This is a genomic window from Mesorhizobium sp. 131-3-5 (assembly GCF_016756575.1).
GTDB lineage: Bacteria > Pseudomonadota > Alphaproteobacteria > Rhizobiales > Rhizobiaceae > Mesorhizobium > Mesorhizobium jarvisii.
In genome coordinates this window covers 2658021-2679812 of sequence record NZ_AP023254.1, presented here as the reverse complement: position 1 = coordinate 2679812, position 21792 = coordinate 2658021, and the positions used below count along the sequence as shown (strand labels likewise).

Annotated in this window: 31 protein-coding genes and 1 tRNA gene; 12 read left to right on the top strand and 20 right to left on the bottom strand. The window is 60.8% G+C overall.

Translation table 11 applies throughout. The features are described 5' to 3' along the window. Positions 1–259: 259 nt before the first annotated feature. The gene (locus JG747_RS13075) at positions 260–541 is read right to left on the bottom strand and encodes a hypothetical protein (RefSeq protein WP_019859945.1); all 282 of its coding nucleotides are present in this window, start codon (positions 539–541) and stop codon (positions 260–262) included. A gap of 526 nt (positions 542–1067) precedes the next feature. Between JG747_RS13075 and JG747_RS13070 the strand changes: the two genes are divergently transcribed. Next, positions 1068–1259, top strand: a complete 192-nt coding sequence (locus JG747_RS13070) for a hypothetical protein (protein WP_027047172.1) — start codon at positions 1068–1070, stop codon at positions 1257–1259. A gap of 632 nt (positions 1260–1891) precedes the next feature. Here the strand turns inward: JG747_RS13070 and JG747_RS13065 are convergent. The 4 genes from JG747_RS13065 to JG747_RS13050 form a co-directional block, all read right to left on the bottom strand. Beyond that, positions 1892–2116: a hypothetical protein gene (locus tag JG747_RS13065; RefSeq protein ID WP_069092836.1), complete on the bottom strand. Its 225-nt coding sequence runs from the start codon at positions 2114–2116 to the stop codon at positions 1892–1894. Between the two features lie 75 nt (positions 2117–2191). Continuing rightward, the gene (locus JG747_RS13060) at positions 2192–2413 is read right to left on the bottom strand and encodes a DUF768 domain-containing protein (RefSeq protein ID WP_064982195.1); all 222 of its coding nucleotides are present in this window, start codon (positions 2411–2413) and stop codon (positions 2192–2194) included. 69 nt (positions 2414–2482) lie between these two features. Then, positions 2483–3259, bottom strand: a complete 777-nt coding sequence (locus JG747_RS13055) for a class I SAM-dependent DNA methyltransferase (protein WP_202361909.1) — start codon at positions 3257–3259, stop codon at positions 2483–2485. A gap of 147 nt (positions 3260–3406) precedes the next feature. Beyond that, on the bottom strand, positions 3407–3712 hold the full coding sequence (locus tag JG747_RS13050) for a hypothetical protein (RefSeq protein ID WP_240565470.1): 306 nt from the start codon (positions 3710–3712) through the stop codon (positions 3407–3409). Between JG747_RS13050 and JG747_RS13045 the strand changes: the two genes are divergently transcribed. After that, a complete protein-coding gene (locus tag JG747_RS13045) occupies positions 3711–3875 on the top strand; it encodes a hypothetical protein (RefSeq protein ID WP_019859952.1) in 165 nt (54 codons plus the stop codon). The two genes, JG747_RS13050 and JG747_RS13045, sit on opposite strands and share 2 nt — an antisense overlap. Positions 3876–4084: 209 nt before the next feature. Here the strand turns inward: JG747_RS13045 and JG747_RS13040 are convergent, their stop codons facing one another. Further along, positions 4085–4495, bottom strand: coding sequence for a hypothetical protein (locus JG747_RS13040; protein ID WP_202361908.1), 411 nt, complete (start codon positions 4493–4495; stop codon positions 4085–4087). A 645-nt stretch (positions 4496–5140) separates the two neighbouring features. Here JG747_RS13040 and JG747_RS13035 point away from each other — a divergent pair. Further along, positions 5141–5362: a hypothetical protein gene (locus JG747_RS13035; RefSeq protein ID WP_019859955.1), complete on the top strand. Its 222-nt coding sequence runs from the start codon at positions 5141–5143 to the stop codon at positions 5360–5362. 479 nt (positions 5363–5841) lie between these two features. Here JG747_RS13035 and JG747_RS13030 read toward each other — a convergent pair whose 3' ends face one another. The 3 genes from JG747_RS13030 to JG747_RS13020 all read right to left on the bottom strand — a co-directional run bounded on the left by JG747_RS13030 (position 5842) and on the right by JG747_RS13020 (position 7337). Next, entirely contained in the window at positions 5842–6141 is a 300-nt protein-coding gene (locus tag JG747_RS13030) for a DUF982 domain-containing protein (protein ID WP_019859956.1), read from the bottom strand. Positions 6142–6280: 139 nt separating this feature from the next. Continuing rightward, a complete protein-coding gene (locus JG747_RS13025) occupies positions 6281–6790 on the bottom strand; it encodes an Hsp20/alpha crystallin family protein (protein WP_064982201.1) in 510 nt (169 codons plus the stop codon). 79 nt (positions 6791–6869) lie between these two features. Beyond that, positions 6870–7337, bottom strand: coding sequence for an Hsp20 family protein (locus JG747_RS13020; RefSeq protein ID WP_202362273.1), 468 nt, complete (start codon positions 7335–7337; stop codon positions 6870–6872). Positions 7338–7575: 238 nt separating this feature from the next. On the opposite strand from JG747_RS13020, the gene JG747_RS13015 reads away from it, so the two are divergent. Then, positions 7576–7827 carry a hypothetical protein gene (locus JG747_RS13015; RefSeq protein ID WP_120145507.1) on the top strand — a complete coding sequence of 84 codons (252 nt, stop codon included), beginning with the start codon at positions 7576–7578 and terminating at the stop codon, positions 7825–7827. Between the two features lie 243 nt (positions 7828–8070). Here the strand turns inward: JG747_RS13015 and JG747_RS13010 are convergent, their stop codons facing one another. The 4 genes from JG747_RS13010 to JG747_RS12995 form a co-directional block, all read right to left on the bottom strand. Then, the gene (locus JG747_RS13010) at positions 8071–8292 is read right to left on the bottom strand and encodes a hypothetical protein (protein WP_064982205.1); all 222 of its coding nucleotides are present in this window, start codon (positions 8290–8292) and stop codon (positions 8071–8073) included. A gap of 518 nt (positions 8293–8810) precedes the next feature. Beyond that, positions 8811–9044: a DUF982 domain-containing protein gene (locus JG747_RS13005; protein WP_236952387.1), complete on the bottom strand. Its 234-nt coding sequence runs from the start codon at positions 9042–9044 to the stop codon at positions 8811–8813. A gap of 298 nt (positions 9045–9342) precedes the next feature. Next, a complete protein-coding gene (locus JG747_RS13000) occupies positions 9343–9612 on the bottom strand; it encodes an usg protein (protein WP_019859963.1) in 270 nt (89 codons plus the stop codon). 23 nt (positions 9613–9635) lie between these two features. After that, complete coding sequence (locus JG747_RS12995) at positions 9636–9980, bottom strand: hypothetical protein (protein ID WP_020628966.1); 345 nt, start codon at positions 9978–9980, stop codon at positions 9636–9638. A gap of 340 nt (positions 9981–10320) precedes the next feature. Here JG747_RS12995 and groES point away from each other — a divergent pair, with 340 nt between their 5' ends. The 5 genes from groES to JG747_RS12970 are packed head-to-tail and all read left to right on the top strand — an operon-like array spanning position 10321 to position 13287. Further along, entirely contained in the window at positions 10321–10635 is a 315-nt protein-coding gene (gene groES, locus JG747_RS12990) for a co-chaperone GroES (RefSeq protein WP_064982230.1), read from the top strand. A gap of 55 nt (positions 10636–10690) precedes the next feature. Beyond that, positions 10691–12319, top strand: a complete 1629-nt coding sequence (groL, locus tag JG747_RS12985; RefSeq protein ID WP_064982207.1) for a chaperonin GroEL — start codon at positions 10691–10693, stop codon at positions 12317–12319. 58 nt (positions 12320–12377) lie between these two features. Then, positions 12378–12608 (top strand): hypothetical protein, encoded by a 231-nt coding sequence (locus JG747_RS12980; RefSeq protein ID WP_019859969.1) that lies wholly within the window; start codon positions 12378–12380, stop codon positions 12606–12608. A gap of 33 nt (positions 12609–12641) precedes the next feature. Next, positions 12642–13013: a DUF982 domain-containing protein gene (locus tag JG747_RS12975; RefSeq protein ID WP_394811847.1), complete on the top strand. Its 372-nt coding sequence runs from the start codon at positions 12642–12644 to the stop codon at positions 13011–13013. Positions 13014–13038: 25 nt separating this feature from the next. Continuing rightward, entirely contained in the window at positions 13039–13287 is a 249-nt protein-coding gene (locus JG747_RS12970; protein WP_081295965.1) for a DUF982 domain-containing protein, read from the top strand. On the opposite strand, the gene JG747_RS37810 is transcribed toward JG747_RS12970, so the two are convergent. After that, complete coding sequence (locus tag JG747_RS37810; RefSeq protein WP_120145503.1) at positions 13282–13509, bottom strand: DUF6538 domain-containing protein; 228 nt, start codon at positions 13507–13509, stop codon at positions 13282–13284. The two genes, JG747_RS12970 and JG747_RS37810, sit on opposite strands and share 6 nt — an antisense overlap. Positions 13510–13656: 147 nt before the next feature. Further along, positions 13657–13732, bottom strand: a tRNA-Ile gene (locus JG747_RS12965). A 135-nt stretch (positions 13733–13867) separates the two neighbouring features. Here JG747_RS12965 and JG747_RS12960 point away from each other — a divergent pair. Further along, positions 13868–14578, top strand: a complete 711-nt coding sequence (locus JG747_RS12960) for an SIMPL domain-containing protein (protein WP_019860435.1) — start codon at positions 13868–13870, stop codon at positions 14576–14578. Positions 14579–14879: 301 nt separating this feature from the next. On the opposite strand, the gene JG747_RS12955 is transcribed toward JG747_RS12960, so the two are convergent. Together JG747_RS12955 and JG747_RS12950 are read right to left on the bottom strand one after the other, a co-directional pair. Next, the gene (locus JG747_RS12955) at positions 14880–15266 is read right to left on the bottom strand and encodes a hypothetical protein (protein WP_083246865.1); all 387 of its coding nucleotides are present in this window, start codon (positions 15264–15266) and stop codon (positions 14880–14882) included. 205 nt (positions 15267–15471) lie between these two features. After that, positions 15472–15918 carry a YcgN family cysteine cluster protein gene (locus JG747_RS12950; protein ID WP_202361907.1) on the bottom strand — a complete coding sequence of 149 codons (447 nt, stop codon included), beginning with the start codon at positions 15916–15918 and terminating at the stop codon, positions 15472–15474. Positions 15919–16116: 198 nt separating this feature from the next. Here JG747_RS12950 and JG747_RS12945 point away from each other — a divergent pair, with 198 nt between their 5' ends. Both JG747_RS12945 and JG747_RS12940 read left to right on the top strand, forming a co-directional pair. Next, positions 16117–18381: an OmpA family protein gene (locus JG747_RS12945; protein WP_202361906.1), complete on the top strand. Its 2265-nt coding sequence runs from the start codon at positions 16117–16119 to the stop codon at positions 18379–18381. Positions 18382–18695: 314 nt separating this feature from the next. Further along, positions 18696–19214 (top strand): TIGR00645 family protein, encoded by a 519-nt coding sequence (locus JG747_RS12940; RefSeq protein WP_019860440.1) that lies wholly within the window; start codon positions 18696–18698, stop codon positions 19212–19214. Between the two features lie 82 nt (positions 19215–19296). Here the strand turns inward: JG747_RS12940 and JG747_RS12935 are convergent, their stop codons facing one another. From JG747_RS12935 to JG747_RS12925, 3 genes are all read right to left on the bottom strand, one after another. Further along, positions 19297–20163, bottom strand: a complete 867-nt coding sequence (locus JG747_RS12935) for an SDR family oxidoreductase (RefSeq protein ID WP_064980438.1) — start codon at positions 20161–20163, stop codon at positions 19297–19299. 101 nt (positions 20164–20264) lie between these two features. Then, positions 20265–20900: a helix-turn-helix transcriptional regulator gene (locus JG747_RS12930; protein WP_038648811.1), complete on the bottom strand. Its 636-nt coding sequence runs from the start codon at positions 20898–20900 to the stop codon at positions 20265–20267. Positions 20901–20908: 8 nt separating this feature from the next. Next, the gene (locus JG747_RS12925; RefSeq protein WP_202361905.1) at positions 20909–21781 is read right to left on the bottom strand and encodes a S1C family serine protease; all 873 of its coding nucleotides are present in this window, start codon (positions 21779–21781) and stop codon (positions 20909–20911) included. Positions 21782–21792 lie beyond the last annotated feature (11 nt).

Here is a 21792-nt window from a genome sequence, read left to right as displayed (position 1 = left end):
TGTTCCCATTCCATCGGATGAACGGAGGATCGTCGCCGGTGATACCTTAGGCCGAACCGCCTCCAAACCAGTGAATGAACTCGACTTCCTTGCCGGTCACTTCTCGCACCGTCTTCAACAGAGTCTCATGCAGAACACGCGTTGCCCGGTAGTGATCACATGTAGGCGATATCAGCGGCTTCATGATGCTCTTGTGCAGCGCTTCCTCTGCTATTGCTCGAAGGCGGACCTTGGGCCCGCCTTCGACGTCCGGCTAGATTCAGCCGCCCATCTTCTTTGCCATGGCGCAGAAATCTGCGTGCGACTTGTTGAGCGTGGTATCGCCGCAATCTTTCAACACCGCTTTCTGTTCATCGGGTTTCATGGCCGCCCATGCGGTCTTGAAATCCTTTTCCGTCTTCAATGTTTTCATGCCGGCATCGGTGAAGAACGGCGACATCTTTGCCGGATCGTCGAGTGCAGATGTGTTGCCAGCGGCAAGAGCCGAACCGGTCATCATGGAAAGCGCAATCGCGCCCACTGTGAGCATCTTGATGTTCATCTGAGTATCCTCCTGTCACGATTCAACAAGACGTGACCTATAAAAGAAACGTCCATTTGCCCGAACCGGTTCCCGGCTGCGCCCTTACGAATTGGCAATTACTAATCGCGCCAACGCTTGCCGGTTGGTCGCCGCAGACAGCCGCCTTTAGGTGTCCCCTGTCAAAATCACGCTGAGTTCACGCCAGCGGGACGAAGCTTGATCGTGAAATCGGCCGGCCGGGCCTGCCTTAGAAGCCAGAACGAGCGAGCAGGTCGGATCGAGTGCCCTCGCCAAATGTGGGGTCGTTGAAGCGCGGCGCGTTGCTGGGGTGGAAACTCGCTAAGAAGGCAAAATGGCATGGTTGTCATAGAGAAGCAGTTAACAAGGTCTGGTGTTGCGGCTTTGGTTCCGAGGCGCTGGAACATTAGACCTCGCTAAAGGTTGCCAGAGCGGGCGGCGTTCCAACACTTCAGCAAGTCCCGCGATCCTTGGCCGTCTGCCGCTGCCGTAAAATGGGCGGCGGTTCGTCAATCGGAGAGATGCGATGCCCCTGTCCAATGAACTGCGCGACGTGGCGATAGAGTTTCAATGTCCGGCCTGTTCACACTCGACGAAAAAAATGGGTTCGTGGGTAACAACGATCGGCAGTTTCAAATGCGACGGCTGCAAGGCGAAGGTGCGCATTGGCTACGAATACAAGCTGGCGATGTTCGAACGCCACCTAAGACAACGGTGATTTCACGCCGCCGGAAGATCTTACCACCGCTTAGCCTAGCACTGCCCTGGGCTTCGACGTGATCTCCTGGACCCGCACCTTGTCGCCGATCTCCTTCGCCGTGTCGAGCGTTGCGGCTTGTCTTGTCGTTGCAGGCTTGTCGACCATCGCTGCCCCGTAACGTCGAAAGCCCGCACTCCTCTGGCGGAGAGAGCGCGGGCCGATCGGATACCGATCTTCGGCAAGAAGGCGATTGAGGGCACCCCACCTGCCGCGCTGATCAACTTTCAGAGACAGCTAATGTTCCCGGAGATGATAGCGCGCCTCATTCGCCAATATTCGAGGGTATGTGTGCCGTGCGAGGGGTTCAACCTGCGACGGCTTATTCAGACTTTCTAATTTAATGTTTGACCGTCGGCGCCAAGATCGTAGGCGCCACTGTCGTTCACCGAAGGAAAAGGCCGGTTGCGCCCCCGCGCCGGGCTTTTTCCTCTATCCCCAGAAGAGCGGTGATCTATGGGCAAGACTAAGGTCTTGCTCCTTGCCCAGCGAAGGTCTGACGTTACCACTTTGGTTCCGGTAACATTCGTTGGACGTTCCGTATTTTAGCCAAAACTGATGTATTCTGATTCAAGTGGGCGGCGCTAAAACGCTTAGGCCGAGCCGCCCCCAAACCAGCGGACGAACTCGACTTCTTTCCCAGTCACTTCTCGCACCGTCTTCAACAGCACCTCATGCAGGGTTCGCGTTGCGCGGTAGTGATCGCATGTAGGTGAGATGAGCGGCTTCACGATGCTCTTGTGCAGCGCTTCCGCTGCTACCAGGAAGATTTCGATTTCAGCTTGCGATAACTGCTTGGAAGGTTTGGTTCTGGCCATTGGCGATCTCCGTTTGAATGAAGGGTCGCCGCAACGGGAGGATTATATTCCTCTGATCGAGCTCTCTGACAAGGGCTAGTCGGTTAGGCCGGGGTCGTAATGCACAATCGCGTCGAGGATAGTGCGGTAGAGGCTGTCGACCTCTTCGTCGATCTCTGCCCGCTTGATGCCGAGCGCCTTAGCGTCGGCGATCAGCTTATTGGTCAGTTCGTCGACCGAGATGACGTCGGCCTTGGTCGTCTCAGGGACGTTGTTGGCCAGCCATTGATCTAGGAAGTTGATTCCGCGCGAGCTCATCGAGAATTAAGCTCGCGAGCGGTCTTCGGTTCCGTTAGTCGATTTCGATGATCTTCCTGGCGCGCTTCACTATCGTTTTCTGGCGACCACTAAGAAATTCTGAGCAAAGCGTGCTGGGACGCCAGCTCTCCTGCATATCGTCTCAACAGGCCCGACCAGTATTTCGCAAAGCGTCGGCAACAGCCACCCGGGTCGCGGCAAAAACCCATAACCGATAACCCGTTCGACGACAAACCCCTTGGAAACGAGCATTTGGCGATATGCGTGGATGCTCAACGTACTGCGAACCACGCGCCCCTGAAATCGGTTGAGAAAGCGGTAGACCAGCCCCATCGGCGAGGTTGCGTTCATGTGGATGTTCGAAACCAGCAACCCACCGTCGTTCAAATGCTCATGAATGGCCGACAGTGCGTCCCGCTTAAGAGTGTCTTCAGCGTTCAAGAAGAATCGAAAAGCTGTAACCACGTCGAATCTTTTCGAAAGGGGGGCAACCGTCAGATCGGCTTTCACCAGCTTGACGTTGCCCGGGACCCGCGCGCAAGCAAGCATGGATTGAGAGACGTCAACGCCAACGACCTCACCGAACAATGGACTTGCAACAGCTGCGACGCGGCCCGTGCCGCACGCGAAGTCGAGGCAGCTGCGAACCGGCCCGCCAAGAGGGCTGAGAATGCCTTCCACCAGGGGGCGTTCGATCCGCGACCACAAGGCAGCATAGTAGCCGGAACGGAAGGTTTCGGCGTAATCGGTGCCGTAGCCTGGCTTCTGATGGCTCGATCGGTAATCGGTATAAGCGCTCCCCTCGAGTGACCGCTCGGTCAATACATCACCATGAGAACCGCCCATCACAACAACCTCCGTTTTGGGCTTGCTAATAGATTTCACTCGTCCTGATCGATCGTCATCCGTTCACATGACGCAGACCTTACAAAGATGTAAGGAAAGGGAGCAGAATTCCGACTATGGATGGTGGATCATTGCTACCTCGCGTGCTCATTCCTCCCGAAAGTCCTGCAGCGAGGCGTGGCGGAGGTCGTCTTCCCCCCGCAGATGCTTCACACGGCCGATCAACCCGGGCTTAACCCACTGCGTCGCTGGCCGCTTCATGCCCTTTGGCGCCGGCCCTGCGTGCTCCTGGACACGTTTCCACAGCCGCTCCCGGATGGCGCGGCTGGAGTTGATGAAAGCCGAGCCGACATAGCAGCCGGTCTTGCGATCGGCCATCAGGGCAAATGCCGGCTTGCCGGCCTCACGCTCGACGCCGAGCAGCTCGTATTCGTCGAGGGTCGGCATCGCCATGACGAAGCTATCAGACCTTGTGCCACTCATTCCCGGCCAGCTGCACGGTGGCGTCCTCATCCGCGAAGAGGGCCATTTCTACAACTGCCCGAACTGCGGCCAGAAGGTCGATCAGCGCGACTTACGCCAAGTCTTCTGGCATGAAGAGGGCACGAGCCTCTAGACCCCGAAACCGTTGCGACGATTCTCGAGTTTTCTCGAAAGAAGTAACAAGCCGGGTACCGCCGATCACAGGGCAAAGAAAGAGCCCGCCCGCAATGGGAACCGAGGGCGGGCCAACAGCTGGCTACGGATCAACCCATCATAGGTCAACGGCAGCGAAGGGTTGGTTGCCAAAGGGTAGCATCGTCGCTCAAGCCGCTTCTGGCGACCTCAGCGGGTGGCTGGAGATAGCCCCGACACCGATCGCACGCTCGTGCTGGAGAAAACCACAAAGGCAAATATCAGCACAGCAGTAGCCACCAACAGCGAGCCGGCAGCGACGACCGGCTCAAGCGCTGAATACCCTCCATGCAGCATCAGATACAGCGCAGGCAGCATGATCACCAGTCCAACGTTATAGAGACCGTAGTGGATCATTGCGATTTTCCGCTCCGCCTTAGCCGGGTTGAGCGCGTAGTACCCACCGAATATAGCGCTGGTGACCCATCCGAGCAGATTGATGTGAGCATGGGCCGGGAAGGAACCGTGGTCGCCGGAGATTGCCATCTGCAAGCCGGCGCCGATCCCCAGGATAAGCCACACAACGGCCGTTTTAAAAAAGAGATTCGAAACCTTAGGCATGACACTTCTCCCCAAAAAGCGCTGAAAATCAACGCGCGATATTAAGGGGCTACTAAAATAGCAATGCAATCAAAAACAACGCCAATCCGGCGGTGCGTGCTGTTGCGCAACCGCGCCTAGGCCTGTCCAAGCCCCTTCCCTGGTTCGGATGGCTGGAGCAGAGCGCCACCATATTGCGTCCATAGATGTTCGCAGTCCCATACCCTCAAGCTAGGCGTTCCAGGTTCCCCGTATAGGACCATTGCACTGCGAACATCGTAGCCAAGCACGGACGCGTTGGCGACGAATTGGATAGCGCACCCCAAGCTGATGCCGCCGATCCGTGTTTCCTTTTTACTGGTGAGATCGATCACGCCGAAGATTTCCGCATCTGCTCCTTTGCCGGCCAATACAGCCGTCGATCTCGCGTCGTCCAAGGCAAGAAGCATCGCGGAATCCCCCGTAACTACCACCTCCTAACTTGTATGGGCGAAATTTGTTCCGCGCAGGGGTCAGGGGCATCCTCGGGCTCACTTGGTTGACCTGTTTCAGGCTCAAGTGCCACCGCTGGAAATACGCGGGTTTGAACAGCTCACAACGCCACAAATCAACGGAACTGGTTGCTCATAAGCGCGTTCCTCTGAGGGCCTAAACCGGAGAGTAAACATGGACGACGACCTGCGGCTGAAACTCAAGGACTTGAGTGCGAGCATGCAAAGCAGGGCTAGCGAACTGGCGTTGCCCGGTGGGAACACGGATATTTCCGCGCTGATGTCTGGAATCGCAGTCACATTGGAGGCGCTTGTGGTGATCGCCGAAGAAACGCGGGTTCCCCGTTCTGGGCCGAGTTTAGAGCCCGGCGAGGATGGCAAGGTGACTAAGCAATAGGACGAACACCGGTAGGGCGTCGCCTTCAAACACTATAAGCTTGGAATCGCATCCCTGATGGTTGCCGGAAGTCCGCCGATGGCGCTGCCATGAAAGCCATCGAAAGCCGATTGATTGCCGCCTAGTGCAGCCTGTACGACGCATTTCATGGCAACGGATTGGCTGATTAGCGTTTAAAATCAAAGAATATCAAAACACTCTGACTTCTTAGTCCTGGTCGAATCCAGGTTCCCCAGACTAAATTACACCCAGGCGGTGGTCCTTTGAAACACAAAAACCGCCCCGGTTAGACCGGGACGGTTATAGATTTATGATAGAATTGGTGGGCCCGGAGGACATTAAGATCATTGATTTTATTGGCTTTTTCGTGGGCCAAAATCAGAAATCTTCCCGTATCGTTCCGTGTGATTCCGTTATCGACCTCGTCCAGTCTAATTTCACTGGCCTATACGCGCCCTAGAAAAGTCCTGAACAGAAGGTCAGAGACTGCGCCCAGAAACGGACAGCTTTTGATCAGCCCCGGCCAGTGGCGAAAAATCGGATCTGGCCAGCACCCCGGCTATCCTGGCAAAGCTGACAAATGCCTGTCGCGCCTCTTCGGTTGTCATCTGCTCGGCGATTGCGGCGTTGCAGCTCCTCACCGCGCAGTTGTATACCGGCCCCCGACGGGCCGTCGGCCATTGATTCAAGTATACGAGCGCCTCCCGCACCGATCCGATGTCGTGTATCACGTCACCGGTCTTAACCTGCACGGGGGCAAGGAAAGCCAGACTGGTCATTTGTTAACTCCCTGGGGTTGCAAGGTTGATTCAGCATCCCATGACGGCTCTTTCATTTGAGGCTGTTGGACGTCATTTGACGTTCCTCGCCATCTGCGAGGACCGGGGCTCATCGAGCCCCGGCCTTGCTTCGCGACCGTCATTTGTTGCCGTTGATTGCGATGCGCTTGGTGTTTGCCTGCGCCTTTTTGGACTTGGGCAATGTCACGGTGAGCACACCGTTCTTGAACGTCGCCGCCACCTTGTCGTCTTCAACCTCACGGCCGAGACTAAAGCGCCGCTCAAAACGCCCATAATAGCGTTCGCTGAACTGGCGGTCCTTGTCCTCGGTCTCCGCCTTCTTCTCGCCGCGAAGTGTCAGAACACCATCATCCAGCATGACCTCGACGTCGTTTTCATCGAGGCCAGGGATTTCGGCCGTCACCCGGATTTCCTGATCGGTTTCCGAGAACTCCACGCTTGGCCAAGTGCCGTTGAGAGGGGCCATGCGGCCCAGCGCCGAAGGCGTGTCAAAACCGCGGAACACCTCGTCGAATAGCCGGTTGACATTGCGGTGCAACGACAGGAACGGATCCATGTCGTCACCGCGATAAATGCTCGGTGCCTGGCTGCCGCCACGGCTCCAGGGAATCAAGTCACGTACGCTCATTTGATCCTTCTCCTTTCCGTGTTGGGTCGCACCCGGACCCCACCCACGACAGGACGGGGTGCGGGCCGACCGCCAAAGATCAGGCCGCCGCGCTTTCAATGCGCTTGGACGCCGCCTTCTTGTCGGTCTCGACATTGATCGCGATGCGGCGCGGCTTCATCTCCTCGGGAGTTTCTTTCTTGAGGTCGATGATCAGCAGACCGTTTTCGAGCTTTGCCCCGACAATGGTCACATGATCGGCTAGTTCGAAGCGGCGCGCGAACGACCTCAACGCCAAGCCATGATGGAGGTACTGAACCTCGTCGTCCTCTGTCTTGGCGCCCTCGATCACGAGCATATTTGGCTCCTGCGTGATCGTAAGCTCATCTTCCCCGAAGCCGGCGACCGCGAGGACAATGCGGTAGGTGTCTTCGCCGAGCTTGGCGATATCATAGGGCGGCCAGTTGTCCGCGTTCTGTGGCGGGCTGGCGTTTTCGAGCAGGTTGAAGATGCGGTCAAAGCCGATGCTCGACCGATAGAAGGGGGAAAAGTCCAGGTTCGTTCTCATAACTACATCCTCCTTGGAGCAACATAGGTACGAGGGAACGCCAAGAAGCATGGCGCTCCCTGACACATCGGCCCCTTGTGCGGCGACCGACGAGGAATGAGTTGGGAATTGACTTCCGCTGCGTCAAGAGGGACCGCCAAGGCATTTTCGCGACCGCCTTCGAAATGGCTGGTGGCAAGCGCTCCATCGAATACCCATCTGCTTCGCTGGTATTTCGAACGGAGGAAAAAGGATGCCCATGACACGCCAAGACGTTGTCTCGGTTCTCGGACCCGTGGACAACGCGACGATTGCGGAAATCATCGCGTCCGGTGCCTCGCTTGAGGAGTTGAGAGAGGCATGGGCCTGGGCCTTCGGTGACGAGGCGTTGATGAGCCAGGGACGACCGCTGCCGGGAACACGGGTGGCAGCGCTAATCGACCTGATCGAGCCCGATGACGAAGGCGACGTGGCAGATCCGGCCCGGGCGCATCCGGGCGTCGGTAGTTGATCAGAGATGCATGGATCGCCACGCTATTCCAACGATTCCAAGCGCGCCGTTTAAGGTCTTGAGAATGCTCGCAGATTTGGACGGCCTCGCCCGACAACGGTGTGTCGTTGGCATGACAGTTCGCGAGGCCGTCGCTGCAAGTGTCTTGCCAGCCCTTATTCCTGAAAGACTGCGAAGACGACTATTGGCCGACAGTGTAGGCCGCCCAGGAGTAGGCCAGAGCGGCCCTCACTAGCCATCAGTTCATTTGCAAGCAGCCAGTTCCTTCAATGCCTTTTCGGCATCGGCCTTGCTTGTATAGGTCTTATTGCCGGCATCGGTCAGTTTTGTGCCGTCCGGTTTTTTGGTCACCACCTCACACTTCTTGGTCGCCGCATCCTTAGCCACCCAGTACTCCGTGGCTGCAAATGCAGGGATGCTGAAAATGGCGACAAGAGCACTGGCGATTGCGACTTTGCGGATCATTGCTAACCTCCATTCAATGCCAGCCCAAAAAGGGCACATTGCATTTTGATCGCCAACGATTTTGGCGCCATTTTGACATCAAGACCCGACGCATCGCGCAGGCCTCAGGGGTGACACGCCTTGGGCAACGACCGGAACCATCATGCGCTTCAACGGGAGCGTTTCATCCGTCGCCCTGCCGTGCTGTAGCAAGTGGCCTGCCTCGATCCGGCTGGCACTTCAGCAGCAAGCACGATCGCAAGACCAGCTACTAATCCTTGGTCGGGGGCAGCTTTGGCACACAGTCAACAGGTGCGCCGCAGCGCGAGGTATCGGGCAATGGCGTAGTTTCCGCTCGTGTTCATGAGGCGAAGGGCAAACTGCCGACGAGTTTGGCGAGTTCGCTCAGCTTTCGATGTCCAGCTTCCCTATCGATCGGAGATGCCCACAATCGTCCAGGATCCTGGTCGATTCCTCACCCCGTGGCACCGCTGACGTTATCGATCGGGTGCGCGGCACGACCGCCGCCGCACGCGAGATCAACCGTCAGCGCGACGGCCTGCACCGCCAATCTTGGGCCCTGTCATCCAAGGCGGCGCCGCGGGAACATCCTCAATGACACCGACCCTGCGTGCCCAAGTCGTAAATGTCTTGTGTGCCGCATCGACGGACTTTCGACCATCATATGCGGAGTAGCAAGTGTCACTCGCCGCTGCGTGAAGCAGGCCGCGCCTTTCGAGCGGCCATTCCTCAAGAAACTCTATCGCATCCATGACACAAGCGATCCTTCGGAGAGCGAAGCTATCATCTCGTACGAAGATCGCCTGTTTGAACATTCCATCTTCCATGGTGACCTCCCTTCAAACAGTGTGGCAACCGATCCTGCCTCGCCTCTGCGTGGCAAGGATCCGGCAAGTCGACGAGCTTGGACGCCATAGCAAACAAGACGGAATTCTGCCCGACATCCGCCAAGCTGCGCTCGACATAGAAAGAGATTGGAAAGACCTCTTTTGGGCTCAAGGGGTGTCGGCAGCCGGACGGGTGGCGCTGGTCGCCACGATTGGGCGCCGGCTATTGAATGGTAAAAATGCCGTCTACCGCCTGCCATTCGGAAGGCCGGATCAAGCGGTGATGGGCAACGCGCACGGAATGGAGCGCGCCTTCGAGTTCGCGCTCCCAGTAATTCAGAAACCCTTTCAGAGTGGGGAATTCCGGTGCGAGATCGTATTCCTGCCAAACGTAGAGCTGCAAAAGGCTTGGATGATCGGGGAGATGGTAGTGGATCTCCGCGGTTGTGAGACCGTAGCCCTCCATCTGCAGCCGGAATTCCCTGCTGACCATGCGTCTCTCCTTCCTTGTTGCATTCAGGCGTCAAGGTTTTGCGGGCGTTCTCGGTCCCGCCGTTCCTTGAAGTCACTGGCAAGCTCGGCGCGACTATCGTCCAGTCGGCGAAGTGCATCCATGACGGCGTCGAACGTCACCGGGCAAGGAGCACCCGGTGGCTTTCGCAGCGCGGGCATTGATTCGACAGCGCAAGCATCCGATGCCCATGAGGCAAGAATGGCGCGCTTTTCCTGAGTGTCGAGCGTGCGGTCGTCCACCACCTCATCGGGGTGATTAAAGTGCCGCGCCGGAAACAGCAGGCGGTCAAGCGAAGGATCAGAGGCCTCAGGGGCGATCAAGGGCATTTTCGACAAGGTTCGTTCCATCGATGGTCTCCGTTTCCTGACAATCTCCTTGGCACCGTTGGTGTTGCAGTGATCCCTTTCGGGACTCCAACCGCAAAAAATTTCGATGAGTTCGGGTCGAATTTCAAGACCTGGAATCGCGCGTCCCAGCGAAAATAGCTTCATGAATTCATGTCCCTAGCACTCTCGAATGCAGAGCGCCAAAATTTTTCTGGCGAGCCCTTGAAACTCGAAAATTCCAAAACTAGCTCGATATGCGCGCGATGCCTGAGAAAGGGGTCGCGACGCCCTGCACCGGTCCGATATTGCCGGTCCGGTGTGGAGGAACCTCAAAAATCTGTTTGTCCTGAAGGAGAACGACATGACGTTCCGTCCATTGCACGATCGTATCCTGGTTCGCCGCATCGAGGCCGAAGAGAAGACGGCCGGCGGTATCATCATCCCCGACACTGCCAAGGAGAAGCCGCAGGAGGGCGAAGTCATCGCCGTCGGCCCGGGTGCGCGCGACGAGAGCGGCAAGCTCACGCCGCTCGATGTCAAGGCCGGCGACCGCATCTTGTTCGGCAAATGGTCCGGCACCGAGATCAAGCTCAATGGCGAGGACCTGCTGATCATGAAGGAAAGCGACGTGATGGGCGTGATCGAGCAGATCTCGGCGGTCAAGAAGGCCGCCTGACCGAGGCTTCAACCGCAATCCAGTCAATGAAGCTGCCTATTGAAGGAGTGATCCAATGGCTGCCAAGGAAGTGAAATTTCATTCCGACGCCCGTGAGCGCATGCTGCGCGGCGTCAACATCCTCGCCGACGCGGTGAAGGTGACGCTCGGCCCCAAGGGCCGCAACGTCGTCATCGACAAGTCGTTCGGCGCCCCGCGCATCACCAAGGACGGCGTCACCGTCGCCAAGGAAATCGAGCTTGAGGACAAGTTCGAGAACATGGGCGCGCAGATGGTCCGCGAAGTCGCTTCGAAGACCAACGACATCGCCGGGGACGGCACCACGACCGCGACCGTTCTCGCGCAGGCGATCGTCAAGGAAGGCGCCAAGGCCGTTGCCTCGGGGATGAACCCGATGGACCTGAAGCGAGGCATCGACAAGGCCGTCGAGGCGATTGTCCAGGAGTTGAAGACCAACGCCCGCAAGGTGACCAGAAATGATGAGATCGCCCAGGTTGGCACCATCTCGGCCAATGGCGATGCCGAGATCGGCCGCTTCCTTGCGGAAGCGATGCAGAAGGTCGGCAATGAGGGCGTCATCACCGTCGAGGAAGCGAAAACCGCGGAAACGGAGCTGGAAGTCGTCGAAGGCATGCAGTTCGACCGTGGCTACCTCAGCCCCTACTTCATCACCAACCAGGACAAGATGCGCGTGGAGCTGGAAGAGCCCTATGTGCTGATCCACGAAAAGAAGCTGTCCAATCTGCAGGCGCTGCTTCCGGTGCTGGAGGCTGTTGTGCAGTCGTCCAAACCGCTGCTGATCATCGCCGAGGATGTCGAGGGCGAGGCGTTGGCGACGCTGGTCGTCAATAAGCTGCGCGGTGGCCTCAAAGTCGCCGCCGTCAAGGCGCCCGGCTTCGGCGACCGCCGCAAGGCGATGCTGGAGGACATTGCCATCCTAACCGGCGGCACCGCGATCTCGGAAGATCTCGGCATCAAGCTTGAGAATGTCACGCTCAACATGCTGGGCCGCGCCAAGAAGGTGTCGATCGAGAAGGAGAACACCACCATCGTCGACGGCGCCGGTTCGAAGGACGAGATCCAGGGCCGCGTCAGTCAGATCAAGGCGCAGATCGAGGAGACCACCTCCGACTACGACAAGGAAAAGCTGCAGGAGCGGCTGGCAAAGCTCGCCGGCGGCGTCGCCGTCATCCGCGTCGGCGGCTCGACCGAGGTCGAGGTCAAGGAACGCAAGGATCGCGTCGACGATGCCATGCATGCGACGCGCGCTGCGGTCGAGGAAGGTGTGTTGCCAGGTGGCGGCGTGGCGCTTCTGCGCGCCGCCAAGGCACTGGACGGCGTGCAGGCCGAGAATGAGGACCAGAAACACGGTATCGAGATCGTGCGCCGCGCGATCGAGGCGCCGGTGCGCCAGATCGCCGAGAACGCCGGCGCGGAAGGCTCGATCATCGTCGGCAAGCTGCGTGAGAAACCGGAGTTCGGCTGGGGCTGGAACGCGCAGACCAACGCCTTCGGTGACCTCTACAACGAGGGCGTCATCGATCCGGTGAAGGTGGTGCGGACCGCACTCCAGGATGCGGCATCGGTTGCCGGCCTGCTGGTAACCACGGAAGCGATGGTTGCCGAGAAGCCGAAGAAGGAACCCGCCGTTCCGGCAATGCCGGCTGGTGGCATGGACTTCTGATGGTAACGGCTGTGTCCGCGCCCGGTGGGCGCGGACACCCTGACAAATGGGTAGAGCCATGAACGTGATGAACTTGAACGTAATCCCCCCGCCGTCGCGTGCGGCCACCGATCTGAACTACGAAGCAGACCTGAAGGTTGCGCTTGACCCGATACTGGTCGAGTTGCTCGACAGAGCAGAGGCCGCGGGTTGGGACCGGCGCAAAGCGGCATACACGGTGATGTTTCTGGCTGCGCGGAATCTTACCGACAGCAAAGGCCCTCCTGGAAACGGGAGTTCGGCAGGCTAAGGCGCGACGCACGCAATCTATCGCGCACGCGCCGTGGGAACGGCTTCCGATCGACTGAGCCAATCACGTGAAACGGAGGAAAGCATGGAACACAATCAATTTCAGCATCCCGTGAGGGTGCTCGTGGGTCTTGGGTTTCCGACCAACATTCAAAGCGTAAAAGACGCCTTTGTCCTGCTGGATGAATGGCCGCCATCGAAGCGAAACCCTGCTCATGGCGTGGCGCTCAATGCCTGTCGGGCAGCCCTCGCCGGCGAGGTGGATGCCGAAACCGCTCGCAGCACTTTTATTGCCTTCGCCCGCCGCATGGATCTGCTTGTACCGGACGCAGGCGACATCGTCGCGGCCAAGGCAGTCGGCGCTTTCGGAGCCGCTTCGACAGGCCCCTACAACAAGCCGATGTAATCTGTCCGTGGGAACGGAGAAAGCTATGAGGGATATTCGATTTTCCGAACCAGTGAGACTGCGCGTGAGACCCTCAAGGGAGCGGGTGGTTGCCAGCAGTTGGGAAGCACTTGAGTGCCTTCATGACCAATGGCCAGAATGGGCGAGAGGACCAAGCTATCGAGCTGCCTGCCGCACTTGCCGCGACTCCTTGGACGGATGGCGGGCTCCGCAACAAGCAAGAAGGGCATTTTTGAAAGCGGCCCGTCGTGCAGGTTTGGTCCAGGCCTCATAGGTGCAGCCGGGCAGCATCGAAAAGCTGTTCGCGCGTGACGCGACGGCTTGCCGCCGCGCTTGGCGCTTTGCCCAGACGCGCATCAGCGAAAACCTTGTCCGTTTCCGCTGCCTTCCTCCTCGCCCTATCGGAAGCGACACGAAAGTCCGTGGTGTTGAGGCTCCGGGTTACCTGTTGCTTGCCGCCAAGCAGCGAGCGGACCTCTTCGGGTATCCTGCGCACGTAAAAATAGGCGCTTTTCTTTCGTACAAGACCAGCGACTTTGCCACGCAAACCACCAAAATGTTGGAGCCGATGTTGGAACCATACAGGGCGGAAAGCGCTTTGGAAACAGCAGTTTGTAGGATTTACACAGGGTCTAGAGGACGATGGTGGGCCCGGAGGGACTCGAACCCCCAACCAAGCGGTTATGAGCCGCCGGCTCTAACCATTGAGCTACAGGCCCCACGTGGGCTGGATTAATGTCTTTCGCTTTCCGGCACAAGGCTTTCCCGACGGGCTTTCGCGGAACGCCCAAATCAACCCATAATCGCGCCCTACGCGACCTCTTGCGACTGGATCGCAGACCAAGGAGATTTTCATGACCAGACATCTTTTGCCCCTCGCGCTCGCCGCTGCAATCGCTTTTCCGGCGATGGCTGGAGCCGCCGATTCGCCGACGCCCGCCCGCATCATTGTTTCGGGTGAAGGCGAAGCGACCACCCCTCCCGACCTGGCTTTGCTGTCGCTCAGCGTGATGCGCGAAGCCAAGACGGCGCGGGCCGCACTCGATGCCAACAACGACGCCATGGCCGCCGTGATCGCGGCGATGAAGGCGGCAGGCATCAAGGATCGCGACCTGCAGACGGCGGGCATCCAGATCAACCCGCGCTACAACTACACCAACAAACCCGATGGCAGCCAGGAAGGCGAGCTCGTCGCCTACCAGGTGACCAACACGCTTTCGGTCCGCGTGCGCGACATCGACAAGACGGGCGAGATCCTCGACAAGGCTGTTTCGCTCGGTGTCAACCAGGGCGGCGGCATCGCCTTCACCAATGACGATCCGGCGGCCACCGTCACCGAGGCGCGCAAGAAAGCGGTGGCCGACGCCGTGGCCAAGGCCAAGACGCTTGCCGCGGCGGCCGGCGTCAGCCTCGGCAAGGTGCTCGAGATCACGGATCAGAACATCAGGCCGGCACCGATGCCGATCAACGCCAAGGCTTTCGACGCCGCGGCAGGCGCCGCGCCGGTGCAGGCCGGCGAGAACGCCTATAACGTCCAGGTGACCGTCACCTTCGAACTGAAGTAACCAGCTCCGACAATCCCTGGCCGGGCTCTTCGCCCAGCCATGGATTGTCGGCCGGCGCATGTATGAAAAACCCCGCGGGATCGCTCCCGCGGGGTTTTTTCGAGCCGCACCCGCCCGATGGGACAGGGGGCTCCGCTAGTCCAAACTGACCCCGTAGGGGTCATGTCTCCAGGCTCATCTTCGAAGAAGATGATGCCTCCAGACCGACCTTCATAGAAGGTCGTGTCTCCAGACTGACCCCGTAGAGATCACGTCTCCAGGCTCATCTTCGAAGAAGATGATGCCACTCCGATTTGCAGCCTCAGCGATAGATAACCGGGCAACCGCGTTGGTTGGCGAACACGACGACGACGCGGTCGCCGTCCTGGCGGCCCATGACCTTGACCACGCGGCGGTTGACGTCGACGATGCGGGCTCGGTAGAGGCCCATGCGCTCCGCCTTGTCGAGGGCGCGATCCGGCGAACAGCCGCGGCGCCAGCCGTCGCGGCGCCAATCGTCACCGCGCCAGTCGTCACGGCGCTCATCGCGGCGATGCCGATAGCCGTCGTCGCCGGCGTAGACGCCGAAGCGCGGATCCTGGTTGTTGCCGAAGCCGAGATAGAGGCTGTCGGCATGGGCGGGAATGGCTGTCAGCGCGCTGAGGCCGACCAGGGCCGAGAGGGCTGCCGTTTTCACCGTGTTGAACATGGTCTTCTCTCCTTGTTGCGGGCTTGTGCCCGTCCTCTTGAAAGCGATGATGGGAGAATGCACCAGCCTGTCTGAACTGTTTACGAACCCGCCGTTCATCTGCGGTTCATATGGCGGGAAAAAGAAATCTTCGCCAGGTTTCGAGCAATGCGCGCTCAAAACGTTGTTGCTCGTATTCCTTGTTCGGAGCTGTGCGGAACGGACCTCAAGGCTCGTGGTCGAGCATATAATCAAAATAATCTTCAGGCTCGGCCAGGTCGGTCTCGCTCGCCTTCACCCGGCCGCGCATCGAGATGCCGGCCTCGTGTACGGTCTCGGCGCTGCCCGACACCAGCCGGTGCCACCAATAGAGATCGCGGCCCTCGGCCACCAGCCGGTAGGCGCAGGTGCTTGGCAACCAGCTGATGGTGCGCACATTCTGCGGCGTCAGCCCAACGCAATCGGGGACGCGCGCCAGCCGGTTGGCGTAGTCTGAACAGCGGCAGGTCTGCGCGTCGAACAGCCGGCAGCCGACGCTGGTCCAGTAAATCTCGCCGGTGTCCTCGTCCTCGAGCTTCGACAGGCAGCATTTGCCGCAGCCATCGCACAGCGATTCCCACTCGGTCGGGCTCAGCTGCTCCAGCGTCTTTGTTTTCCAGAACGGCGTTTCCATTCTGGGGATGTGGCCCCAGCCGTCGCCAAGGTCAAGCGCGACAACGGTTGAAATGCGGCCGCAACGGGGCCGAATGACACGAAGTTGCCTTCAAAAGGCCGGCCAATCGCCCTGTACGGCGTCTATCCCCGCCAAACTGGAACCAATCGGGCTAAGATCGGTTTCGGCAAGGATGGGACCCCACAAGGAGAGTTTTCGATGAAACGCCAACCACGGATTCTGGCAGGCACCGCACTTGGCCTGTTGATGGCATCCGCGCCGTTGGGCGCGTTCCCGCTTCAGGGAAGTGCCGCGTTCGACCCCACGCAAGGCGGTGGAACGCCGCTGATCCTGGCACAGGACGCACCGAGCGACGAGGCACAGCCGACCGACCAGGAGCAGCCGCGCAAGAAGAAGCGCGATCAGCAGGCCCAACAGGCGCCGGCCGAGCAGGCAGCCCCGGCCGCCGAACAGCTTGCTCCACCCGCCGAGGAGCAGCAGCCCCGCAAGAAGAAGCACGAACAGCAGCAGCAGACCGAGCAGGCGCCGGCCGAACAGGCAGCCCCCGCCGAAGAGCAGCAGCCGCGCAGGAAGAAGCGTGACCTGCAGCAGACCGAGCAGGCGCCGGCCGAACAGGCGGCACCCGCCGAAGAGCAGCAGCCGCGCAAGAAGAAGCGTGACCAGCAGCAACAGACCGAGCAGGCGCCGGCCGAACAGGCGGCACCCGCAGAAGAGCAGCAGCCGCGCAGGAAGAAGCGCGACCAGCAGCAGCAGACCGAGCAGGCGCCGGCCGAACAGGCGGCACCCGCAGAAGAGCAGCAGCCGCGCAAGAAGAAGCGCGATCAGCAGCAGCAGACCGAGCAGGCGCCGGCCGAACAGGCTCCGGCTGGTGAGACACAGCCCGCCAACGACAACCAGCCAGTCAAGCCCGGCAAGAAACACAAGCAGGAGCAGCAGAAGGAGGCGCCTGCTGCCCCGGCGGTGACGCCGGAAGCCGCCCCCACGCCGAAGGAAGCTCCGGCCGGCGAAGCCGTGACGCCGAAGGTTGAACCCGCGCCTGCCGGCGAACAGCCCGCGACCCAGGGCGAGCAGCCCCAGGACAAGACAAAGAAGCACGGCAGGAAGCCCGCGGGCGAACAGCCCGCCAATGGCGAGCAGCCGGCGACAGGCGAACAACCGCAGACGGGCAAGCAGCCCGCGACGGGCGAGCAACCGGCCAATGGCGTGAAGCCGGCAACCGGTGAACAGCCCGCCAATGGCAACACGGCCGCGCCTGCCCAGGGCGAAAACCCCGTGCAGGGCGAAGCGCCCGCCGACAAGAACGCTGCACCCATCCTCGACAGCCAGAAGGATGCCCAGCGCAAGGGCGGCGGCCGCAAGCATGGCGACCAGAACGGCCAGCAGAATGGCGAACAGCAGAATGGTGGCCAGAACGCCCAGCAAGGCGGCGACCAGGGCCAGAAGCCGGTGGTTGCTCCTGTCGACCAGGGTCCGCCTCCAACCGACGACAAGGCAGCCCAGCAGGAGATCAAGCCTGAAAAGCTCGTCCCGGTAACGGAAGAGAAGGGCAAGCGCCTCGACCGGGCGCCCGACGAGAACATCCGCGACCGCCGTCGCCCCAAGGGCGTCGACGTGCTCAAGGAGATCGGCGACCGCGTCATCATCCAGCTCGGCGGCCAGACGATCGTCCAGAGCAACGAGGGCTCGCGGATGAACCGCGGCGCCAAGGACGTCTATTATGAGGATCTGTCGCAGGGCCGTACACGCGAGACGGTCCAGCGCGACAATGGCGTCCAGATCGTCACCATCCGCAACCGTTACGGCGATGTCATCCAGCGTTCGCGCATCACGCCGGATGGGCGCGAATATGTGCTGAGCTATGTCGACGAGCGGAACTATCAGGATGACGGCGACTGGCGCGATCCCGGCGACGACCTGCCGCCGATGCGGCTCAACATCCCACGCCGGCAGTACATCCTCGATTCCGAGGATGTCCAAAGCGATGACGACTACTACACCTTCCTCGACCAGCCGCCAGTGGAGAGGGTCCAGCGTCTCTATTCGATCGACGAGGTCAAGCGTTCGGCCCGCGTGCGCGACATCGCACGCCGCGTCGACCTCGACACGCTGAACTTCGAATTCGGCTCCTCCTCGATCTCCGACACCGAGGTGCAGAAGCTCGAGGGCGTCGCTCGCGCCATGGAGAAACTGCTGAAGAAGAACCCGGCCGAGACCTTCCTGATCGAGGGCCACACCGACGCCGTCGGCACGCCGGAAGCCAACCTTGCCCTGTCGGACCGCCGCGCCGAAGCGGTTGCCGAAGCGCTGACCAATGCCTTCGGCATCCCACCGGAGAACCTGACGACGCAGGGCTATGGCGAGCAGTATCTGAAGGTCAACACCTCGGCGCCCAACCGCGAGAACCGGCGCGTCGCCATCCGCCGCATCACCTCGCTGGTGGCACCGGTCGCCAGCAACAATTAGGTCATGATTTCAAAACCATGACCTGGTTTGCGGACTCAAGGCGAGAAGCACCCATCCCCGACTCGATCGGGGATGGGAGAGCTTCGGATCCCGGCACCGGGCTCAAGAAGATTTGTACCGGCATCGGAACCGGCTCATTGAATCACAGGCTTGCTGACCCCAGATTCAGGGCTGGGCGTTCCCTGCCCCGTCCCGACTCCAGCGGGACGCATTGAGCCCCGCCGGCCCTCTCCGGCGGGGTTTTTTGCTATCTTGCAAAAAGCATCGGCCTGGCCGAAATACAGCCACCGACCAGGGAACAACCGGAACCATTCATGAAGCGTCTCGAACTCGCCATCGAATCGATCATCCTCGCCTCGCGCTGGCTGCTGGTCGCCTTCTATATCGGGCTCGGCCTGGCACTGGCCGTCTATGCCTTGTCCTTCGGCAAGAAGCTCTACGAATTCATCACCACGGTATTCATGCTCGGCGACACCGACACCATCCTGAAGATGCTCGGCCTGATCGATGCCGCCCTGGTCGCCTCGCTGGTGGTGATGGTCATCATCTCGGGCTACGAAAACTTCGTCAGCCGCTTCGACGACCAGGACGGCGGCGGCGTGCACTGGCTGGGCACGATCGATGTCGGCTCGCTGAAGGTCAAGGTCGCCTCGACCATCGTCGCGATCTCCTCCATTCACCTCCTGCAGGTGTTCCTCAACTCATCCTCCTATTCGACCGACCAGCTGATGTGGCTGACCATCATCCACCTTGCCTTCGTCGTCTCGGCGCTGATGCTCGCCTATATCGACAGGCTGATGGGTTTGAGCAAAGGCAAGAAGGAAGAGGTGTGAGGCTCCCTTCTCGCCCGTCACTAGACGGAGAGAAGGTGCCGGCACGCGGATGAAGGGCAGCGCCGGCAGGGCGTGGTTCCAGTCAGTAAATGCTTCTGACCTTCGTCTCCGAATTCGCAAACACCTCGTCCGGCACGAAAAAGTCGCCGGCCAGCGGTCCGGTCGCGCCGGGCGCATAGATTGCAAAGTCGCTGACGCCCTCGGCGCGCAGCACCTCTTCGTCGATGTAGAAATTGCCTGATGTCTCACGCGAGGGCCGCATGAAGATGGCATGCGCGGCGTCGGCCATAATGTCGGGCGAACGGCTCATCGCCGCGACCGTCGCACCGCCGAGCAGGTTGCGCACCGCCGCCGTGTCGATGGTCGAGATCGGCCACAGCGAATTGACCGCGATGCCGTCCTTGGCGAACTCCGCACTCATCCCGAGCGTGCACATCGACATGCCGAACTTGGCCATGGTGTAGGCGACATGGTTCTTGAACCACTTGGCCTTCATGTCGAGCGGCGGCGCCAGATTCAGGATGTGAGGATTATTGGCTAACTTCAGGTGTGGAATGCATATTTTGGAGACCAGGAAGGTGCCGCGCGTGTTGATCTGGTGCATCAGGTCGTAGCGCTTCATGTCGGTCTCCAGCGTGCCGGTGAGCTGGATGGCGCTGGCATTGTTGACGCAGATATCGATGCCGCCGAATTTCTCGACCGTCTTTGCAACAGCCTCGGCCACCTGCGCCTCCTCGCGGATGTCGCAAAGCACAGGCAGCGCCTTGCCGCCGGCCTGCTCGATCTCCTGCGCCGCGCTGTAGATCGTGCCCGGCAGCTTGGGATGCGGTTCGGCGGTCTTGGCGGCGATCGTCACATTGGCGCCGTCGCGCGCCGCCCGCAGCGCGATCGCCAGCCCGATGCCGCGCGACCCGCCGGAGATGAACAGCGTCTTTCCCTTGAGCGACATTCCTTGCGCCTCCCTTGCTACATGGCAGGCGCGAACCTTTGCGCGGCGGGCGACCACAGCGCAAGGCCCGAGATGCCCGGATGTGGGTTACGCAGCGGAGGCTAAACCAGCACCAGCCCCTGCCGCATCGCAATGGCGATGGCGTCGGTGCGGTTGGCCGCCCCCAGCTTGATCAGGATCGCCGCGACATGGAATTTCGCCGTGTGCACGGAAATGTTGAGCCGCCGAGCGATCACCTTGTTGGGCGCGCCTTCGGCGAGCAACGCCAGCACTTCGGCCTCGCGCGGCGACAGCGCTGGACGGGCGGCATGCTCGTCCAGGACCTCATCCTCGAACGGCTCGTCCTGGCCGGCATGGAAATCCTCATGGCGCCCGCTTCTGCCCTCGCCCGTGACGCGATAGCCGGCCGCCGCCAGCCGCACCGCCGCGGCGATCAGCAGATCGTCGGCGCTCGCGGGCATGACCGCGAACACCTCGCCGGCGGGCCGCTCGCCGCCGGTGCGTCCTGACAGCAGCACGCGCGGTATGGAGGCCGGCGCGGCATCTCCGCTCCTGTCATCGATGATGGCGACATCGGCCCTGCCGCCGCCGGCCACCACTGGCAGCAGGTCGTCGCTGGCGGCAAGCGTGGCGGCCAGGCGCTCGGCGCGCGCGGCATCGCCGAGCGCAACCAGCACCACCAGCCGCCGCGAAGCGGCGCTGTTGCTCACGATCCGGTCGCCGGCGAGCGTTTCCATCGATCCTCTCAGCTCAGCGGCTTTTCGCCGATGGTCAATGTCACATCGCGCTGTTCACCGCCACGCACAACGCCAAGCGTCACGGAAGCACCGGCGCTGTCAGGGCCGAGCCGACGGATCAGGTCGCGCGGGCCATGCACGGCCTCGCCGTTCCATGCCACGATGATGTCGCCCAGCGACAGGCCGGCGGCCTTGGCCGGACCGGCGTCGTCGAGGCTCATCACCATCGCACCATGGGCGTCGCGGTCGCGCACCGGATGCAGGCCGGCGCCGAGATAGCCGCGCGCGACATGGCCCTTTTCGCGCAATGTCGCCACTGCCCGCTCGATCGTCTCATAGGGCATGACCAGCGCACGGCCGCGCGGCCCGAATAACAGCATGCCGATCAGCGCGCCCTTGGCGTCCAGCACCGGGCCGCCCTCGAAGCGGCCGCCGGCGCCGACAGCCAGATGGATGCGGCGGTCGATCGTGCCGCCGCGCATCGAGCGCCAGGCCGGGCCGACTTCGCCGACCGAGCCCGACACCGCCAGCGCGGAACCCTGGCTGTTGCCGATGGCAATGGCGATGTTACCCGGCCGAACGGCATCCGCCCTGGTAAGGACAGGCGCGCCGGCCGCATCCGCGGGCTTCAACAGGGCAACGCCCGTCGACGGATCCCGACCGACCAATTCGGCCTTCACCGTCCCGCCAGAGGCCAGCGTCAGTTCGATCTCCTCGCCGGCCTCGACAGCCTCCTCGGCGGTGACGAAATAGCCGTCGCTCCAGTGGAAGGCGCTTGCCGTGCGGTGGTGATGGGTGGCGAAGCTCGCCATTGCCGGCGCAGCCTTCCCGGCAAGGTCGGCAACGGCTTGCGAAAACGCATTCAGATTGAAATCACTCATGGATGTCTCCT

Coding starts and splice junctions, on each gene's coding strand:
- JG747_RS13075 (WP_019859945.1), bottom strand. CDS start 541: ATGAACATCAAGATGCTCACAGTGGGCGCGATTGCGCTTTCCATGATG.
- JG747_RS13070 (WP_027047172.1), top strand. CDS start 1,068: ATGCCCCTGTCCAATGAACTGCGCGACGTGGCGATAGAGTTTCAATGT.
- JG747_RS13065 (WP_069092836.1), bottom strand. CDS start 2,116: ATGGCCAGAACCAAACCTTCCAAGCAGTTATCGCAAGCTGAAATCGAA.
- JG747_RS13060 (WP_064982195.1), bottom strand. CDS start 2,413: ATGAGCTCGCGCGGAATCAACTTCCTAGATCAATGGCTGGCCAACAAC.
- JG747_RS13055 (WP_202361909.1), bottom strand. CDS start 3,259: ATGGGCGGTTCTCATGGTGATGTATTGACCGAGCGGTCACTCGAGGGG.
- JG747_RS13045 (WP_019859952.1), top strand. CDS start 3,711: ATGACGAAGCTATCAGACCTTGTGCCACTCATTCCCGGCCAGCTGCAC.
- JG747_RS13050 (WP_240565470.1), bottom strand. CDS start 3,712: ATGGCGATGCCGACCCTCGACGAATACGAGCTGCTCGGCGTCGAGCGT.
- JG747_RS13040 (WP_202361908.1), bottom strand. CDS start 4,495: ATGCCTAAGGTTTCGAATCTCTTTTTTAAAACGGCCGTTGTGTGGCTT.
- JG747_RS13035 (WP_019859955.1), top strand. CDS start 5,141: ATGGACGACGACCTGCGGCTGAAACTCAAGGACTTGAGTGCGAGCATG.
- JG747_RS13030 (WP_019859956.1), bottom strand. CDS start 6,141: ATGACCAGTCTGGCTTTCCTTGCCCCCGTGCAGGTTAAGACCGGTGAC.
- JG747_RS13025 (WP_064982201.1), bottom strand. CDS start 6,790: ATGAGCGTACGTGACTTGATTCCCTGGAGCCGTGGCGGCAGCCAGGCA.
- JG747_RS13020 (WP_202362273.1), bottom strand. CDS start 7,337: ATGAGAACGAACCTGGACTTTTCCCCCTTCTATCGGTCGAGCATCGGC.
- JG747_RS13015 (WP_120145507.1), top strand. CDS start 7,576: ATGACACGCCAAGACGTTGTCTCGGTTCTCGGACCCGTGGACAACGCG.
- JG747_RS13010 (WP_064982205.1), bottom strand. CDS start 8,292: ATGATCCGCAAAGTCGCAATCGCCAGTGCTCTTGTCGCCATTTTCAGC.
- JG747_RS13005 (WP_236952387.1), bottom strand. CDS start 9,044: ATGGATGCGATAGAGTTTCTTGAGGAATGGCCGCTCGAAAGGCGCGGC.
- JG747_RS13000 (WP_019859963.1), bottom strand. CDS start 9,612: ATGGTCAGCAGGGAATTCCGGCTGCAGATGGAGGGCTACGGTCTCACA.
- JG747_RS12995 (WP_020628966.1), bottom strand. CDS start 9,980: ATGGAACGAACCTTGTCGAAAATGCCCTTGATCGCCCCTGAGGCCTCT.
- groES (WP_064982230.1), top strand. CDS start 10,321: ATGACGTTCCGTCCATTGCACGATCGTATCCTGGTTCGCCGCATCGAG.
- groL (WP_064982207.1), top strand. CDS start 10,691: ATGGCTGCCAAGGAAGTGAAATTTCATTCCGACGCCCGTGAGCGCATG.
- JG747_RS12980 (WP_019859969.1), top strand. CDS start 12,378: ATGAACGTGATGAACTTGAACGTAATCCCCCCGCCGTCGCGTGCGGCC.
- JG747_RS12970 (WP_081295965.1), top strand. CDS start 13,039: ATGAGGGATATTCGATTTTCCGAACCAGTGAGACTGCGCGTGAGACCC.
- JG747_RS12960 (WP_019860435.1), top strand. CDS start 13,868: ATGACCAGACATCTTTTGCCCCTCGCGCTCGCCGCTGCAATCGCTTTT.
- JG747_RS12955 (WP_083246865.1), bottom strand. CDS start 15,266: ATGTTCAACACGGTGAAAACGGCAGCCCTCTCGGCCCTGGTCGGCCTC.
- JG747_RS12950 (WP_202361907.1), bottom strand. CDS start 15,918: ATGGAAACGCCGTTCTGGAAAACAAAGACGCTGGAGCAGCTGAGCCCG.
- JG747_RS12945 (WP_202361906.1), top strand. CDS start 16,117: ATGAAACGCCAACCACGGATTCTGGCAGGCACCGCACTTGGCCTGTTG.
- JG747_RS12940 (WP_019860440.1), top strand. CDS start 18,696: ATGAAGCGTCTCGAACTCGCCATCGAATCGATCATCCTCGCCTCGCGC.
- JG747_RS12935 (WP_064980438.1), bottom strand. CDS start 20,163: ATGTCGCTCAAGGGAAAGACGCTGTTCATCTCCGGCGGGTCGCGCGGC.
- JG747_RS12930 (WP_038648811.1), bottom strand. CDS start 20,900: ATGGAAACGCTCGCCGGCGACCGGATCGTGAGCAACAGCGCCGCTTCG.
- JG747_RS12925 (WP_202361905.1), bottom strand. CDS start 21,781: ATGAGTGATTTCAATCTGAATGCGTTTTCGCAAGCCGTTGCCGACCTT.